This window comes from Phycicoccus jejuensis (genome assembly GCF_044797865.1).
GTDB classification, from domain to species: domain Bacteria; phylum Actinomycetota; class Actinomycetes; order Actinomycetales; family Dermatophilaceae; genus Phycicoccus; species Phycicoccus jejuensis.
Genome location: NZ_CP085209.1, coordinates 768470 through 782345, shown reverse-complemented (window position 1 = coordinate 782345; position 13876 = coordinate 768470). Strand labels below are relative to the sequence as shown.

Genomic DNA, 13876 nt, shown 5'->3' with positions numbered 1-13876 from the left:
GCTCGCACCCGTCCCGCGCGCCGCCTTGACCAAGGACACCGAATGCCGCTCAGCAGTGACCGGCGTTGGCCATTCGTGAGGTGCTGGCGTGCTTGGCGGTGCCGGGCTCGGCGGCGCTGGCGGCGGGGGTAGCCGGGCGGGATGTCTGGGTCCAAGCCGCGCCGGCGCGGGTTGCGGTCGGCAGACACGGGGCGGGGTGCTCATCGATGTCACGTCGTGACGGGCCGGTGGGGGGTGGCGCCCCGCCCCGTGAGCGGGGCGCCACCGTCGGCTCCGTTCCAGCTAGAAGCCGAGCCTGTCACCCATGCCGCCGTCAAGGAGGTCCTTGGGGTCGACGCCGAGTTTGGACAACTTGTCGGAGTGCTGGTCGGTGTCGACCTGGTCGGGCAGGTCGGACTGGGCCTGGTCGGCCTTGTCGTCGTCGCCTCGGTTCTTGAGGATGTCGATGATTTGCTGCTTGTCGATTTGCATTGCGTTGATCTCCTCTGCTGCTTCCTATCGGGATGTTGTCTCGACATGGCGGGGTCGCCACACCGTTTGTGGTCAGGACCAGCGTTGGAATGCCGTGGACCCTGAGGCCGCAGGGTTGGTCAGTTGCCGAGACCGGCCTTGTCGACCTTGCGGTGGAAACGCATACCGGCCAGCCCGCCGACGATGGCGCCGACCAGGCTGGTGACGGCGACGCCGACGGCAGCGATGATGCCCGCGGTGGACAGGTCACCCTCGCCGACGGGGATCCGCGGGAAGCTGTTCAGGTTGGCGAGCACGTTGAACTTGCTACCAGCGACGGCGCCGACCACGGCGACGACGACGGCGATCACCAGCGCCCACACCCAGACGGCGATGCCCTGCTTGGCTCCGTTGAACCTGGCCATCCGTCCTGCGACGTACCCGCCGCAGTAGTAGGCGACGAACAACACAACGAGCAGGACGATGCCACCGACCAGACCGACCGTGGTCGGGTCGTTGGTGGCCTGGCTGGTGGCCTTGTCCACGTCGGTGCCGCTGGCCAGTCCGACCGCGCTACCGGCGGCGGCGACCAGGGCGGTGAGAAGCACCGCGGTGCCGGTCGCGGTGAGCCAGCCGAAGAACGCCGACCCGACCTTGATCCCACCAAACTGTTCCTTCTCGGCGGCCACCACGTCCCGACGGCTCACACCGTCGTGCTCGCCGAAGGTTCTGCGCTGCTCGTTCTGGTCCGGGTCGGTGTACTGCCCGTCCCGGCTTTGCTTGGTGTCCGGGCGGCGAGGCGAGCCGGCGGAACTTGCACTGGTGCTCATGATGACTTCCTTGCCGGGCGCGCGAGCACGCCCTGTGGTGCGTTGGGGGTGTCCTGCCCGCGGCCCTCGCATGCCTCTTGGCCGCTGGGGCCGCGGGGGACGGATGTAGAGCGGTCAGCGACGGTTGGTGTCGTCTGCGCTGGTGTCGGGCAGGTCGACACCGTCGGTGTCGATCTGCTCCTTGCGGACCGACTCGGTGACCTGCTCGGTGTCGGTGACGGTCTCCTTACCGAGCTTGACCCGCTCGACGGCGACGGTCTCCTTCGCTACGACGGGGCGCTCCTCGGTCAGGACGACCTCGTGCTCCTCCTCGGAGATCTCCGGCCCAGCCAAGGCCTCGTCACGGTTGGCGTCCGTGATCGGCTCACGCTCGATGATGACCTCCTCACGAGAGACCGGGACGGTGACGGTCTGCTCCTCGGTGACCACGTGCTTGCGCAGCCGTGCCCGGCCAGCCTCGCGGGTCTGGGTGCCGACCTTGAGCTGCTCCTCCGAACGCGTCATGGCGTCATCGGTGGTCGGGCCGGAGGTGTCGTGGCCGACGGTCCCGTCCGCGTCTAGGTCACGGGAGTCGCCGTAGCGGTCGGCGTCGGTCCGCCCGCTGGTATCGACCTGACCCAGACCGCGCTGGTCGTTGCCGTCGGTGTCGGGCAGACCGGAGTCGGACTCGTCTCCGGAGTAGTCCAGCCCGTAGTGGCGGTACAGCTCGGCCTCTTCGTCCTGGGACAGGTGACCCTGGTCGGCGTCGACGCGCGGGGCGTCCTTGACGGTGTCCTTCCCGTACGGGACGCGGAGGCCGTCGTCGGCGAACTGGGACTGTGCCACCGGGACGAAGCTCTCCTTGTTGCCGAACATGCCGGTCTTGACGGTGACCCATTCGGGCTTGCCGGTGACGTCGTCCAGGTAAACTTGGCCGACCTCTCCGATCTTGTTGCCGTCGGAGCCGAGGACGTCCTTGCCGAGGACGTCGTTGAGGTTGTTCTGGTCGATGCTCATGGTGCTTCCTTCGTTTGGGTGGAAATCATGCGGAGGTGCTGCCGGTTCGTGTTTTGGCTCGTCTGCGATCGACGAACTCTCTGGTTGTGCGGTGGAGAGGGACGGGCGGCTGGGGCGCAACCCAGCCGCCCGTCACTATTGGGCGCTGGTTTCAGTACCGCTGGTTGGGCTGGCCGTAGGCGCTGGACCCGGTCTGGTCGTACACGGCCGTGTTGTCCCTCCCAGCCTGGTCGTACAAGGACTGGGCCTTGTCCTTGGCGTTCTGGGCCTGCTCCTTGACGCTGGGAGCGTTCGAGGCCTGCTGCTTGACCTTGGGGGCCTCTTCCTCGGCCTTGGTCAGGTAGGACTCCCACCGGCCCTGCATCGGCTTGATGAGGCCGCCGCCGACGCCGACGACGAGGATGCCGGCGATGGTGGCCAGCACCGCGATCAGGACGGGGGTGGTGACGGTGGTGGCGATGCCGACCTGGTTGAGTGCGGCGATGATGCCCAAGCCGAGGATGAACACGGCCGCGAGGTTCGCCAGCGCCTTACCGTAGGAAAGGCCGCCGAGGGTGCCCTCAATGAGGGTCTTGGCCGCTGCCGCGATGGCAGAGGCGACGACGACGATGACGATCGCGACGAACGCCTGCGGCAGGAACGCGATGATCGACGTCAGCAGCTCACTGATCGGGTTGGGCCCGAATGCGCTGAACGCGAGCTGAAGGGTGAACAGCATCACGGCGTAGTAGACGAGCTTGGCGAGGATGTCGCTGGGGTCGTACTTGGACTTTTCCAAGGCCTTGCCCACACCGCCGCGCTCGATGGCGCGATCGAAGCCGACCCGCTCGAGGATCTTGTTGACGGCCTTGGACAGGACCTTGGCGATGATGACGCCGATGATGAGGACGACGAAGAACAGCACGAGCTTCGGCACGAAGGTCGCGATGCTCGTCAACGCGCTTTTCAGTGCGTCTTCCATGACGTGCCTTTCTGTTGTCTCGCGCACTCAGAGGCTCTGAGTGCGTGTGGCCGCGGTCCACACGCCGTGCTGGCGTGCGTTCCGACGGGTTCCGTTGGCAACAGAGGTTGCGCAACCGGCCCTGCGGCCTGCCCACCCCGTCTGTGGTGTAGGGGTGGGCACCGGCTGCGGATGGCTCCGTGACCGGGGGTTGTTGGGAATGGGAGCCGGCTGCTCGACTCCTTGGTCATCGATGGGTTGGGTGCTTACCCGCCACCGGGCCAAAAGATGTGGAACTGCTGGGAGGTACGCGCTGCGGAGCAGCACGAACATGGCGCGTCAGCGGACCTTCAGGCCGCGCCCCGCCACCAGGGAGACACCGACGGCGGCGAGAACGACCTGGAGGATGAGCTCGATCCAATCGATGCCCGGGGTGTCAGAGACGCCGATAAATGAGGCGATAAGGGTGCCGACGAGGGCGGCGACGATGCCGATGATGATGGTCGCCAGGATGCTGATGTTCTGCTTTCCCCGGACGACGAGGCGGCCCAGGACGCCGATGATGGCACCGATGATGAGGGCGGTGATGATGCTGCTGACCATGTGGGGGTTCTCCTGGTGGACTAATCGGCCTTGAGGCGGTGTGGGTCTTCGGGTGGGGCAGTCAGTGCTGACAAGCGTCCTTGGCGTGCCCGCCGGCCTTGTTGGCGTCCGCGGCGCTCTGTTCGTTGTTGGTGACCTTGCCGCCCGCTTCCTTCGCTTTGCCGCTGAGGTCCGGGGCGGCCTTGTTCAGCTTGTCGAAGCGCACACGGGGGATCTCCTTCGTCACTTACCCGTATGGAGGGCGTAGGCGGTTGCTGGCAGCCGGGCTCAGGTGACGCGGGCGAGGTTGCGTGGGCGGCGGGCGACGTGAACGGTGACCAGGCAGTGCAGGTCGTCGCGGCCGAGGACCTTCTTCAGGTCGGTGGCGACGCCGTCAGCGGCGGCGGCCACTTCGCGTAGGTCGGCCTGCGGTTCGATGGTTGCGCGAAGGCGGGCGACGAGCTGACCGCGGTCGCGCTGGATGGTTCCGCGGCATGAGCGGACCCCCTCAGTGCCCTCTAGGACTGTGGCTGCGGCGTCCGCGACGGGGTTGACCTGTGCGGTCAACCGTCCGGCCTTACCAGTCCCGGGCAGGCGAACCTGTCCGACTCCCCGGGTGATGACGTGCGCGGCAAGCCAGCGAAGGCCGAGCAGCACCAGCGCGGCACCGACGAGCCCAGTGACCCAAGGCCACCATGGCTGCTCGGTCTGCTTTGCGACGGCGTCGACGTTCAGCGGACCGGACAAGCCCAGGTCGCCGCGCCACCAAGCAATGCCAGCCAGGCCCCCCACGATGAGCAGGAGGCCCAGAAGCAGGGTGGCAAGGCGGTCGAAAGCGATGACGGCACGGCTCACGGGGCGACCGCCTTAATTCTTACAGACACCCGGGGTGCCTTTTTCAGCGTGGACAGTTGCTCCGTCACTGCGCTCTTGACGGCGTCGGCGACCTCATCCCCCCCGGTGGAGTCAACGCTGAGAGTCACCTTGGTGCGGGTGGCTCGGGCGCGAACGCTGGCGACACCGTCCACGTCGTCGGCAGCGTGCTCAGCCAGGCGGGCCACGTCACGCGGGTGAATGAACACACCAGTCCGCGCGTCTAGGGGCACGGCCGTCTTGGGGCGGGGGCGTAGCGCCGTCAGCAGCAACCACAGGCCCACCAGGACCAGCAGCAAGCCAACGGGGAGCATCCAGCCGAGCGGACGCAGGCCGTCGCTGCCCGTGATGAGCTGGTTCAGCCACGGCTTGCTAGTGGTGATACCGACTGCTGACGCAGCGGCCTGGAGGCCAAGCGCGCCCACAACGATGACACCGATGGCCAGTAGGCCTCCCATGAAGGTGATGGCACCGGGCCCCACGGGGTTCTTGGCGGCCCTCGGCGGCGCAGTCGACTTGTCACTAGGGACGGTTCTGTTCGTGGTGACGGTCTCAGTGCTCACTGGACCCTCCGTTCTTGCGGCGCTGGGTTGTGGACGACTCGGGTGACCTCGACATCGACCGCGTCGATCGACAGGCCCGTGAGCTCGACCAGCTGTGCGGTGACGTGTTCGCGGACAGCGGAGGCGACCGTTGGGATGGGGTGCGGCCACGCGACGGCGACCTCGACCTGGACGCGTGCCCTGGTCCCCGCGACGTGCGCGTCGGCCTTGGGAAGACGCCTTCCGATGAGCTTGGCCACCTCTGAACCCGTGACGGTCACACCAGTCACTTCGAGGGCTGCGTGCGCGGCGATGTGCTCAAGGACGGCGTCCTCGATGATGGTGCGGCCGCGTTGGTCCGGCTCGGCCAGCAGAACGTCAGCCACGCCGGCGTCCGAACAGGGCGGACAGGTCTACTTCGCCGTCGTAGTGGCCGCCGACGAAGTAGCCAACCAAGCCGAGGACAAGGGCGATGAGAAACCCGGGGAAGCCGCCTGCGGCGGTGGCCACACCGAGCAGCAGGCCGGCGAGCAGGCCAACAGTTGAGGTCGTCACGGTGGTCTCCTTGGTCTGGACGGGTGTGTTCGGGGTGTTCGAGTGTCGCTGGGGTGTTACAGGTCGATGTACGTGGGCCCGGGACGCAGTCGGCTGGGCATGGCGACGGTGCACCGTTGCGCGACGTGTCGCACCTTCGTCGTCAGGCGCCGAAGGCGAGCCAGTGGCGACGTGTCGCGGTGTACATGAACACGAACGGTGCCGGCCGCCCCGATGCCGAATCGCGCATCGACTGCATCTAGGGCTCGCAGGTAGCTTTCAACGTCTCCACCCATGTCTGGATGATGCGCACGTGCGGCACGAGCGCGGGCGCGCATCCATGCGGCAGCGGTGGAGCTGTCCAGTGGAGCGCGCCCGCCGCTCACGAGTACGCCAAGGGTCCGGGCACAACATCCTCGATGCTGACCTCGACCGGGGTGCTGACCAGCGGAGCGACTGCCGCCCTGATCTGATCGGCCGCTGCGAGGACGGGAACGCCATACATGAGTGTCACGTGGACTTCGGCGACGTCCTCACGCAGGCGGACTCCGGTCACCCGACGCCCGGGAAGGTAAGTCGCAGCCTCCCCGAACGAGCCCGAGTGCAACCCCGCGACACCGGGCACGCTGCGCACGGCTGCGGCGACGAGGTCGGCGAGCTCGGGCGGGCGGACCTGATCGGTGCCGGCGGGTTCGGTGCTCACTGGACGCGCGAGCCCTTCTCGTCCTGGTCGTCGTCTGGGTTGTCCTCGGACTCCAGGTAGATGTCCTGGACTGTGACGTTGACCTCGGCGACCTCGAGCCCGGTCATCCGCTCGATGGCGCTGATCACGTTGCGGCGGACGCTGGTGGCCAAGTCTGCGATCGCGACGCCGTACTCGGCGGTCAGCTCGATGTCGACGGCCGCCTGACGCTCACCGACCTCGACCGAGACGCCCTGGGAATGGTTGGTCCGGCCACCGGGGATGCGCTCACGCAGCGCACCAACCGCACGGGCGGTGCCACCACCGAGGGCGTGCACGCCAGAAACCTCGCGTGTGGCGATGCCGGCGATCTTGGCAACGACGGTGTCAGCGATGGTGGTCTTGCCGTGCTTGGTCACCAGGGCGCTGTCGCGACCGGCGGCCGTGGGGGTGTTGGTCTTCGAACTCTCCGTCACGGTCATCTCCTTGATGTGGACATGGATCTGTCTCTTGATGTGCTCTTACGCGGGTTAGATGCAGCCATCGCGCAACCCTCACGCGAACGCCACTGTGACCTGCGCCACTTCTACCCGTCGCCCTGAGTGGCAAACGTTGTTTACAACGTAAACGGCGTGTACAACGTAAACTAGTCGTTGGGCAGGTGCATCTTGGGCGAAGGGTCTGTGTCGATGAACCCCGACTGGCCCGATACGCCGTGTCGCGTCAGGGCACGCTGTTACCAACGCCGCCGGGCTTTCGCTTGGCCCCCGCACGAACAGGAGCGCAGACATCGGCGCATCACCTAGGACTCCAGCGCCGCTTCCAGAGCGCACCGACGAGCAGCTCGCTGCTTCCGCCGCGCTGGGTGACCGGGATGCGTTCGCGCTCATTGTTCAGCGCTGTGCACCCGGGATGCACCGGTATGCGGTCGGCATGCTGGAGGCAGACTTCCAAGCAGCGGAGGACGCCGTGCAAGAAGCTCTGGCCAAGGCGTGGGTGGCCCTGCCCACGTTTCGCGGACAGTCATCCCTGAGGACCTGGCTGTTTCGCATCACCGCCAACGAGGTCCTTGCCGCGCGCCGGCGCCGCCGACCAGTCTCCGTGGACGACGGACTCATCGGCACGGTTCGCGCACCCCGCGGTCACGAACCAGAACAGGTGGCCGCGACCCGAGAACTGCGCGACGCCCTGAACGAAGCGCTGTCCGAGCTGCCCTGGAGGCAGCGCGCAGCCTGGCTGCTGCGGGAAGTCGAGCACCTGCCATACAGCCAGATCGCCAGCGTGCTCGGCACCAACGAAACCGTAGTCCGCGGACAACTCCACCGCGCGCGCCGTACTCTAGCGGTCAGAATGGAGCAGTGGCGATGACCCCACAGCGCAAGCGCGCCCCCGATACTGACGCGCACCTCAAGCACGCCGTCAGCGCGCTCCGCACTCAAGCGGACGAACGCTGGGTCGAGGTCGCCGACCGAGTCCTCGACAAGGCCCTACGCGTGACGCGACGGTCGATGCCCGTCCGAGCCGAAGGAACGGGCGGCAAGGTCAACGTCAGCGAACAGGTCCTCATCGCTGGAATCCGCTACGCCCTGGACCAGGTCGCCGGAGCCTTACCCACCGCAATCCAGGTCAACACCAACGAGCGGCACCACTACACCGGGGTCGTCGTCTGCGTCACTGCTGACTACGGCTCACCCATCCTGCCCACTGCCGACGACATACGGAACCGCACCCAGCAGGTCCTCCAAGAGTTGCTCGGACCCATCACGCCGTCCGTCACGGTCAACACCATGCAAGTTCACATCAACGACGTGCGGCGGACCTGACTTTCTCTGAAGGCGCGTGCGATAGACAACATGCCGACCGGTCACCTGTGACCCACAATGCGTGTCCATCAACCGCGAGACACCCCGTCCGGAGGCAACCCGACAGCCCCAGAGGAGATGGCGACCCCGCGGCAACCGCTGAGCCCCGACTTGGTCATTCGCAAGGCCAGTGCGACGATCGGCCCCGCTGGCCTCGACACTCTCACCGTGCGTTTTCCGTAGCTCGTGAACCGCCCCGGCGAGTCCAAAGACTCAGTTGCGTGACAGCTCGGCCGGCGGCTGGGCTGCTGTTTGAGCGTAGTAGTGGTCCTCGGCCTCGGCCGGTGGGACGTCGCCGCAGTACTCGTACAGGCGGCGATGGTTGAACCAGTCGACCCACTCGGCGGTGGCGTACTCGACGGCGTCAGCGGTGCGCCACGGCCCGCGCGGTTTGATGAGCTCGGTCTTGTACAGACCGTTGATGGACTCGGCCAAAGCGTTGTCGTAGGAGTCGCCGACCGAGCCGACAGAGGCGGCGATCCCGGCCTGGGCGAGGCGTTCGGTGTGGCGGATGCTGACGTACTGGCTGCCTCGGTCGCTGTGTGCCACAACGGATCCGAGGTCGGCGCCGGTGCGTTGCCGGGTCCAGATGGCCTGCTCGAGGGCGTCCAGGACCAGGTCGGTGCTCATGCTGGTGCCGGTGCGCCACCCCAGGATGACCACCCCGTTGCGACGACTGCTGGAATCCAAGAGGTCGAGACGTACGTGATGTCGGCGACCCACAACCGGTCCGGCGCGGCCGGGGTGAAGTTGCGGCTCACCAGGTCCCGGGCCCGCTCGGCGGCCGGGTCGGCGACGGTGGTGCGCTTGACCTTGCCGCGGACCGCGCCATGCAGGCCGTGAGCTTTCATCAGCCGCTCCACGGTGCAGCGGGCCACCGGGTGCCCTTCCCGGTTGAGCTGGAGCCACACCTTTCGTGCGCCGTACACCGAGTAGTTCGCGGCGTGCACCCGGCGGATCTCGGTCAGCAGCTGCTCGTCGCGCCGTTCACGCGCGCTCGGGGTGCGGCCGGCGTGCTCGTAGTACGTCGACGGCGACCTGCAGGCCGTGCTCGGTCAGCACCGCACAGATCGGCTCGACACCCCAGCGCAGCCCACCGTCTTCGCGGTGGTCGGCGTGCTCGCGGATGAAGTCCACGATCACCGGGAAGGCCGGTCGAGCTCGGCCGCGAAGAAACTCGAGGCCGCCTTCAGGATCGCGTTCGCCCGGCGCAGCTCGGCGTTCTCCCGCCGCAACCGCTTGACCTCCGCAGCCTCCTCGCTACTGACCCCAGCGCGGTCGCCGGCGTCGACCTGCCCTTGGCGCACCCACTTGCGGACCGTCTCCGCCGTGGAGACCCCGAGCAGTTCAGCGACCCGGCGCATCGCCTCCCAGTCGCTCTGATGATCGGGGCGGATCTCGGCGTACATCCGCACCGCCCGCGCCTTCAGCTCAGACGGGTACCGCCTGCTCGTCTCTCCTGGCATGACTCCAACCTTCCCAAGGTTCGGAGTCTCCGGACATGCCGGGATGCTTCTATGTCGTGTCAAGCAGCTGGCGCGAGCACTTCTGGTCCTGGGTGGGTCGCGGCGAGGGTGCGGAAGATCTGCCGTCCGACGTAGCGCTTGAGGCAGCGTCGGATTTCCTTGCTGGTCTTGCCCTCGGCCAGGCGCCGTTGGACGTAGGCCCGGGTGTCTGGGTCAGTTCGCATGCGGGTCAGCACGATGGTGTTCAGTGCCCGGTTGAGCCGGCGGTCGCCGCCGCGGTTGAGGCGGTGACGCACGGTGTTGCCGGACGAGGCGGGGATTGGTGCAGTGCCGGCGATCGCGGCGAAGGCCGCTTCGCTACGGATGCGTCCAGGGTGGGACCAGACGGTCAGGATGATGGCTGCGGTGACGGCGCCTACGCCGCGCAATTCGAGGAGCTCGGGCGCCTCGGCGGTGACGATCTCGGTCAGTCGCTGACGGTTCTCGAACAGCTCCTCATCGAGCACGAGCACGCGCTTGGCCAGTCGGACTGCCTCAGCGCGGGCGGTCGCCGTCCCGATCCCTTCCTCGCGACGTCGCCATCCAGCGATGGTGGTGACCTGCTGGGAAGTCAGAGACTTTCGGGCATCGACGCCGAGGTCGTGACTGCGCAGCATCGAGGTCAGTGCGTTGATGCACCTGGTCCGCTCGACGTTGAGGTGCTCACGGGCGACGGTGAGGACCCGCAGCGCGGTGTGCGCTTGACCGGCGCGGCGATCACGTAGCGAGGCCAGCGGCATGACCAAGCTGGCACGGGCAGCGAGGACAGCGTCAAGAGCGTCGGTCTTCCCGCGGCCACGTTCGCGCCGAGGGGTTGGTGCTTCGACCACGCGGTAGCCCGCATCAGACAGGACGTCGCTGAGAACAGCCCCGTAGGAGCCAGTTCCTTCGGCGGCGATCAGCACCGAGTCGAGATCACCTTGGGTGCGGCGACCGATCCAGTCCCTCGCGCGACGCAGCCCGGCCGGGGAGGTCGGGAAGGTGGCTTGGTCGAGCAGTGCCCCGCGGTCATCGACGACGGCGTAGCTGTGGGTTGCGGCGTGGGTGTCGACCCCTACGACGTAGCGGTAGGTCTCAGCCACCGTGACCGGCAGACTGGGCATGCGATGTTCTCCTCACTTGTTCGGGTTGGACGTCGTTGCCGGCGTCAGCCCGGGTGAGAAGTCACGACGAGGCGGGCCTGTAATGAGTCACACCACCGGGACGGCAATCCCGTTGGTGGACATGCTTCTGATCAAGCCATCGTTGTGGGCCAGGGTCGGCGCCGGCACCCAGCGCACGCTGGACAGATCCCAGGCATGACACCCCCAAGGGGGGTCAGGCGATTCAGGAGTCACAACGCGCACCGGGTGACCGACGCCAACCCTGCCAGCCAGCCCCAGGCCAGCCGAGACGAAGACTTACAGGCGGTTCACTAGACCTGCCCTACAGCCTGGTTTCCAGATTCGGTGGTGGGGACTGTCCGCCAAACGGTGTTTCCGGCCTAGCACGCCGGCAGCTGCTGGCGGGAAGGTTGGTCACTGATGACCGAGACAGTCAGGGGCGGGAGCGCGATGCCCAAGGAAGCGAAGAAGCGGACGTCCTCGTCGACGGCGTCGGCCAAGGAGCGGGCGGCGATCACCGAGCTGGTGCGGGCTGCCCGGGAACGCGGCGACGACATCACCGGCCCGGACGGGCTGCTGAAGTCGATCACCGCCTCAGTGCTCGAGGCGGCGCTGGAGGAGGAGATGACTGACCACCTGGGCCATCCCAAGCACCAGGCCCCCGAGCGCGGGGCCAGCAACATCCGCAACGGCACGCGAGGCAAAACGGTGCTGACCGACGCCGCCGGTGAGGTTCAGATCGACGTTCCGCGGGACCGGGCCGGCACGTTCGAGCCGGTGATCGTCAAGAAGCGCCAGCGACGCCTGTCCGATGTCGACGCGGTCGCGATCCCGCTGTACGCCAAGGGGCTGACCACCGGTGAGATCAGCGCGCACTTCGCCGAGGTCTACGGCGCGTCGATCTCCAAGGACACGATCTCGCGGATCACCGACCGGGTCGTGGAGGAGATGCAGGCCTGGTGCGCCCGCCAGTTTCAGGGGGTGTACGCGGCGATCTTCATCGACGCGATCTACGTCGAGGTCCGCGACGGGCAGGTCGGCAACCAGCCGTTCTACGCCGCGATCGGGGTCGACCTGGGCGGCCACCTGGACGTGCTCGGGCTGTGGGCCGGCAAGGGCGGTGGGGAGTCGGCGAAGTTCTGGATGAACGTCCTGACCGACCTGAAGAACCGCGGCGTGGCCGATGTGTTCTTCGTCGTCTGTGACGGGTTGAAAGGCCTGCCCGACGCGGTCAACATCGTCTTCCCGGCCGCGATCGTGCAGGCCTGCGTGATCCACCTGATCCGGGCCACCCTGCGCTACGCCTCACGCAAGTACTGGGACCAGCACGCCAAGGACCTGCGCGCGATCTACACCGCACCCAGCGTGGAGGCCGCTTGGGCGGCGTTCGAAGAGCTCGACGAGAAATGGGGCAAGCCCTACCCGGCCATCCCCAAGCTGTGGCGGGCCGCGTGGGAGGAGTTCACCCCGTTCCTGGCCTACGACGTCGAGATCCGCCGGGTCCTCTTCTCCACCAACGCCATCGAGTCCCTCAACGCCCGCTACCGCCGCGCGCTCGGAGCCCGGGGCCACTTCCCCACCGAGCAGGCCGCGCTCAAGACGCTGTACCTGGTCACCCGGGGCATGGACCCCAAAGGCACCGGGCAGGCACGATGGACCATGCGGTGGAAGCCCGCGCTCAACGCGTTCGCCGTCACCTTCGCCGACCGCATGCCGGCCGCCGAGAACCTCTAAAAATGAACGCCGGAAACACCGTTCATCGGACAGTCCCGGCCCCGGCGTCGTCTACGACCCCGGGCCGGGGTCGGCATCGTCTTCATGGACGAGCGTGGGCGCGACTTCACCTTCACCGACACCGGTCGCGCCCTCGAGGCGTGGTGCGGCCAGGGTGCGCGCCTGTCCCCCACGTTGGCCCGCGACCTCGCGACCGCGCTCGAGCGGTTCGCCGACTACGCCGAGGGCCACACCGCCTACGACCTGCCACCGGACACCCGCACCTGACCCAGCCACACGCTGCAGCGCCCGGCACGCGAGCCGCCTCCGTGCCGGGCGCTGCACTGCGCTCACCACAACGCCATCTGCTCGCCGTACAGCGCCCGCAGCCGTTCCAGGTCCGCAGCCACCAGGGCAGGGTCCTGGCGTGCCAGGTCCCGCAGCTCGCGCGCCCTGGCCCGTGACCCGCGCGGGTCATCCAACGGGGAGCCGGAGATCGCCTTCCGGATCGCCCACTCCCGCCGGTTCTCGACGTATGACGAGGCCACCACGTGGCCCGGACCGACCCGCTGACACAACGGGTTGTCACAGCGGTGGCCCAGCACCGGCACCGCCGCCACGGCTTGGACCCCGTGGACCCGCGCGTACCCGAACCGGTGCGCGATCACCACCCGCTGTGGACCCAGCCAGAACCTCCCGTGGCCCCGCCCGGACAACGCCCCCGTCCACCACCAGCAGCCGCTGCCGTCGACCTCCACCACCTTGGAGCGGTACCGCTGCACCACCTCGGGCCGCCCGAGCGCACCAGCCAGCGCCCGCAGCCCACTGTCGTCCAGCCGCGCCACGGGCCCTCGATCAGCCGGCGGCCGGCACGCTGCCGGCCGCCGGCGCATCCGACTCCGTGCGCGACCCCGGAGGGTCGGGCTCGGCCCCTGCGCCGAGCCCGACCCTCCGCAGCCGCGCCGCCTCACGCGCGTCCACCTGACCGCCGCACCACTGCACCGCCTCGGCCAGGGTCAGGCCCTCATCCTCGGTCAGCGCCCGCAGCGCCTCCCCGGCCCGCGCCTCGCACTCACGCATCAGCTCGTCGCGCTCGGCCAGCGCCGTCACCACCGTGACCGCCAACCCACTGCGCCGCCGCTCCTGCTCCGCCCGCTCCTGCCGCAGCCGCGACTGAGCATCCAACGCCGCCCTCCTCGCCCGCTGCCGCGCCGTCTGATTCGGCATCACACACACCCCTTCCGCTGATCGCATCCACCCCCCC

Annotated in this window: 19 protein-coding genes and 1 pseudogene; 4 read left to right on the top strand and 16 right to left on the bottom strand. The window is 67.9% G+C overall.

Annotation, left to right across the window (positions count from 1 at the left end; all coding sequences use genetic code 11):
* Positions 1 to 282: 282 nt before the first annotated feature.
* The 12 genes from LG324_RS03575 to LG324_RS03520 form a co-directional block, all read right to left on the bottom strand.
* Entirely contained in the window at positions 283 to 471 is a 189-nt protein-coding gene (locus tag LG324_RS03575) for a hypothetical protein (protein WP_215512060.1), read from the bottom strand.
* Positions 472 to 590: 119 nt separating this feature from the next.
* Positions 591 to 1280 (bottom strand): hypothetical protein, encoded by a 690-nt coding sequence (locus tag LG324_RS03570; protein WP_226901915.1) that lies wholly within the window; start codon positions 1278 to 1280, stop codon positions 591 to 593.
* 114 nt (positions 1281 to 1394) lie between these two features.
* Positions 1395 to 2276, bottom strand: coding sequence for a DUF2382 domain-containing protein (locus LG324_RS03565; RefSeq protein WP_215520160.1), 882 nt, complete (start codon positions 2274 to 2276; stop codon positions 1395 to 1397).
* A 151-nt stretch (positions 2277 to 2427) separates the two neighbouring features.
* Complete coding sequence (locus tag LG324_RS03560; RefSeq protein ID WP_404351837.1) at positions 2428 to 3237, bottom strand: hypothetical protein; 810 nt, start codon at positions 3235 to 3237, stop codon at positions 2428 to 2430.
* A 318-nt stretch (positions 3238 to 3555) separates the two neighbouring features.
* Positions 3556 to 3819, bottom strand: coding sequence for a GlsB/YeaQ/YmgE family stress response membrane protein (locus LG324_RS03555; protein ID WP_215512057.1), 264 nt, complete (start codon positions 3817 to 3819; stop codon positions 3556 to 3558).
* A gap of 61 nt (positions 3820 to 3880) precedes the next feature.
* Entirely contained in the window at positions 3881 to 4045 is a 165-nt protein-coding gene (locus LG324_RS03550; protein ID WP_404351834.1) for a CsbD family protein, read from the bottom strand.
* 41 nt (positions 4046 to 4086) lie between these two features.
* Positions 4087 to 4653 carry a hypothetical protein gene (locus LG324_RS03545; protein ID WP_404351831.1) on the bottom strand — a complete coding sequence of 189 codons (567 nt, stop codon included), beginning with the start codon at positions 4651 to 4653 and terminating at the stop codon, positions 4087 to 4089.
* Positions 4650 to 5234, bottom strand: coding sequence for a DUF6286 domain-containing protein (locus tag LG324_RS03540; RefSeq protein ID WP_404351828.1), 585 nt, complete (start codon positions 5232 to 5234; stop codon positions 4650 to 4652). Before LG324_RS03540 ends, LG324_RS03545 begins: the two co-directional genes overlap by 4 nt.
* A complete protein-coding gene (locus LG324_RS03535; protein WP_404351825.1) occupies positions 5231 to 5599 on the bottom strand; it encodes an Asp23/Gls24 family envelope stress response protein in 369 nt (122 codons plus the stop codon). The genes LG324_RS03540 and LG324_RS03535 overlap by 4 nt, the downstream gene beginning before the upstream one ends.
* Complete coding sequence (locus tag LG324_RS03530) at positions 5592 to 5768, bottom strand: DUF2273 domain-containing protein (protein ID WP_404351822.1); 177 nt, start codon at positions 5766 to 5768, stop codon at positions 5592 to 5594. The genes LG324_RS03535 and LG324_RS03530 overlap by 8 nt, the downstream gene beginning before the upstream one ends.
* A gap of 361 nt (positions 5769 to 6129) precedes the next feature.
* On the bottom strand, positions 6130 to 6450 hold the full coding sequence (locus LG324_RS03525) for a hypothetical protein (RefSeq protein ID WP_404351819.1): 321 nt from the start codon (positions 6448 to 6450) through the stop codon (positions 6130 to 6132).
* A complete protein-coding gene (locus LG324_RS03520; RefSeq protein WP_404351816.1) occupies positions 6447 to 6911 on the bottom strand; it encodes an Asp23/Gls24 family envelope stress response protein in 465 nt (154 codons plus the stop codon). Before LG324_RS03520 ends, LG324_RS03525 begins: the two co-directional genes overlap by 4 nt.
* Positions 6912 to 7362: 451 nt before the next feature.
* Here LG324_RS03520 and LG324_RS03515 point away from each other — a divergent pair, with 451 nt between their 5' ends.
* Together LG324_RS03515 and LG324_RS03510 are read left to right on the top strand one after the other, a co-directional pair.
* Positions 7363 to 7797, top strand: coding sequence for an RNA polymerase sigma factor (locus LG324_RS03515; RefSeq protein ID WP_404351813.1), 435 nt, complete (start codon positions 7363 to 7365; stop codon positions 7795 to 7797).
* Positions 7794 to 8252: a hypothetical protein gene (locus LG324_RS03510; protein WP_404351810.1), complete on the top strand. Its 459-nt coding sequence runs from the start codon at positions 7794 to 7796 to the stop codon at positions 8250 to 8252. The genes LG324_RS03515 and LG324_RS03510 overlap by 4 nt, the downstream gene beginning before the upstream one ends.
* 252 nt (positions 8253 to 8504) lie before the next feature.
* Here LG324_RS03510 and LG324_RS03505 read toward each other — a convergent pair.
* Together LG324_RS03505 and LG324_RS03500 are read right to left on the bottom strand one after the other, a co-directional pair.
* Positions 8505 to 9757 (bottom strand): annotated as a pseudogene (locus tag LG324_RS03505) (IS3 family transposase).
* Positions 9758 to 9816: 59 nt separating this feature from the next.
* Positions 9817 to 10899 carry an IS110 family transposase gene (locus LG324_RS03500; RefSeq protein WP_192912052.1) on the bottom strand — a complete coding sequence of 361 codons (1083 nt, stop codon included), beginning with the start codon at positions 10897 to 10899 and terminating at the stop codon, positions 9817 to 9819.
* A 450-nt stretch (positions 10900 to 11349) separates the two neighbouring features.
* On the opposite strand from LG324_RS03500, the gene LG324_RS03495 reads away from it, so the two are divergent.
* Entirely contained in the window at positions 11350 to 12633 is a 1284-nt protein-coding gene (locus LG324_RS03495; RefSeq protein ID WP_404353118.1) for an IS256 family transposase, read from the top strand.
* A gap of 84 nt (positions 12634 to 12717) precedes the next feature.
* On the top strand, positions 12718 to 12900 hold the full coding sequence (locus LG324_RS03490; RefSeq protein ID WP_215512047.1) for a hypothetical protein: 183 nt from the start codon (positions 12718 to 12720) through the stop codon (positions 12898 to 12900).
* Positions 12901 to 12962: 62 nt separating this feature from the next.
* Here LG324_RS03490 and LG324_RS03485 read toward each other — a convergent pair whose 3' ends face one another.
* A complete protein-coding gene (locus tag LG324_RS03485) occupies positions 12963 to 13457 on the bottom strand; it encodes a hypothetical protein (RefSeq protein ID WP_404351807.1) in 495 nt (164 codons plus the stop codon).
* 10 nt (positions 13458 to 13467) lie between these two features.
* Positions 13468 to 13797, bottom strand: a complete 330-nt coding sequence (locus LG324_RS03480) for a hypothetical protein (protein WP_404351804.1) — start codon at positions 13795 to 13797, stop codon at positions 13468 to 13470.
* Positions 13798 to 13876: the final 79 nt, after the last annotated feature.

Bases quoted from the DNA above. Each gene is read 5' to 3' on its own strand.
- LG324_RS03510 (WP_404351810.1), top strand. From the start codon at position 7,794: ATGACCCCACAGCGCAAGCGCGCCCCCGATACTGACGCGCACCTCAAG.
- LG324_RS03520 (WP_404351816.1), bottom strand. From the start codon at position 6,911: ATGACCGTGACGGAGAGTTCGAAGACCAACACCCCCACGGCCGCCGGT.
- LG324_RS03570 (WP_226901915.1), bottom strand. From the start codon at position 1,280: ATGAGCACCAGTGCAAGTTCCGCCGGCTCGCCTCGCCGCCCGGACACC.
- LG324_RS03555 (WP_215512057.1), bottom strand. From the start codon at position 3,819: ATGGTCAGCAGCATCATCACCGCCCTCATCATCGGTGCCATCATCGGC.
- LG324_RS03560 (WP_404351837.1), bottom strand. From the start codon at position 3,237: ATGGAAGACGCACTGAAAAGCGCGTTGACGAGCATCGCGACCTTCGTG.
- LG324_RS03565 (WP_215520160.1), bottom strand. From the start codon at position 2,276: ATGAGCATCGACCAGAACAACCTCAACGACGTCCTCGGCAAGGACGTC.
- LG324_RS03495 (WP_404353118.1), top strand. From the start codon at position 11,350: ATGCCCAAGGAAGCGAAGAAGCGGACGTCCTCGTCGACGGCGTCGGCC.
- LG324_RS03575 (WP_215512060.1), bottom strand. From the start codon at position 471: ATGCAAATCGACAAGCAGCAAATCATCGACATCCTCAAGAACCGAGGC.
- LG324_RS03515 (WP_404351813.1), top strand. From the start codon at position 7,363: ATGCTGGAGGCAGACTTCCAAGCAGCGGAGGACGCCGTGCAAGAAGCT.
- LG324_RS03490 (WP_215512047.1), top strand. From the start codon at position 12,718: ATGGACGAGCGTGGGCGCGACTTCACCTTCACCGACACCGGTCGCGCC.
- LG324_RS03500 (WP_192912052.1), bottom strand. From the start codon at position 10,899: ATGCCCAGTCTGCCGGTCACGGTGGCTGAGACCTACCGCTACGTCGTA.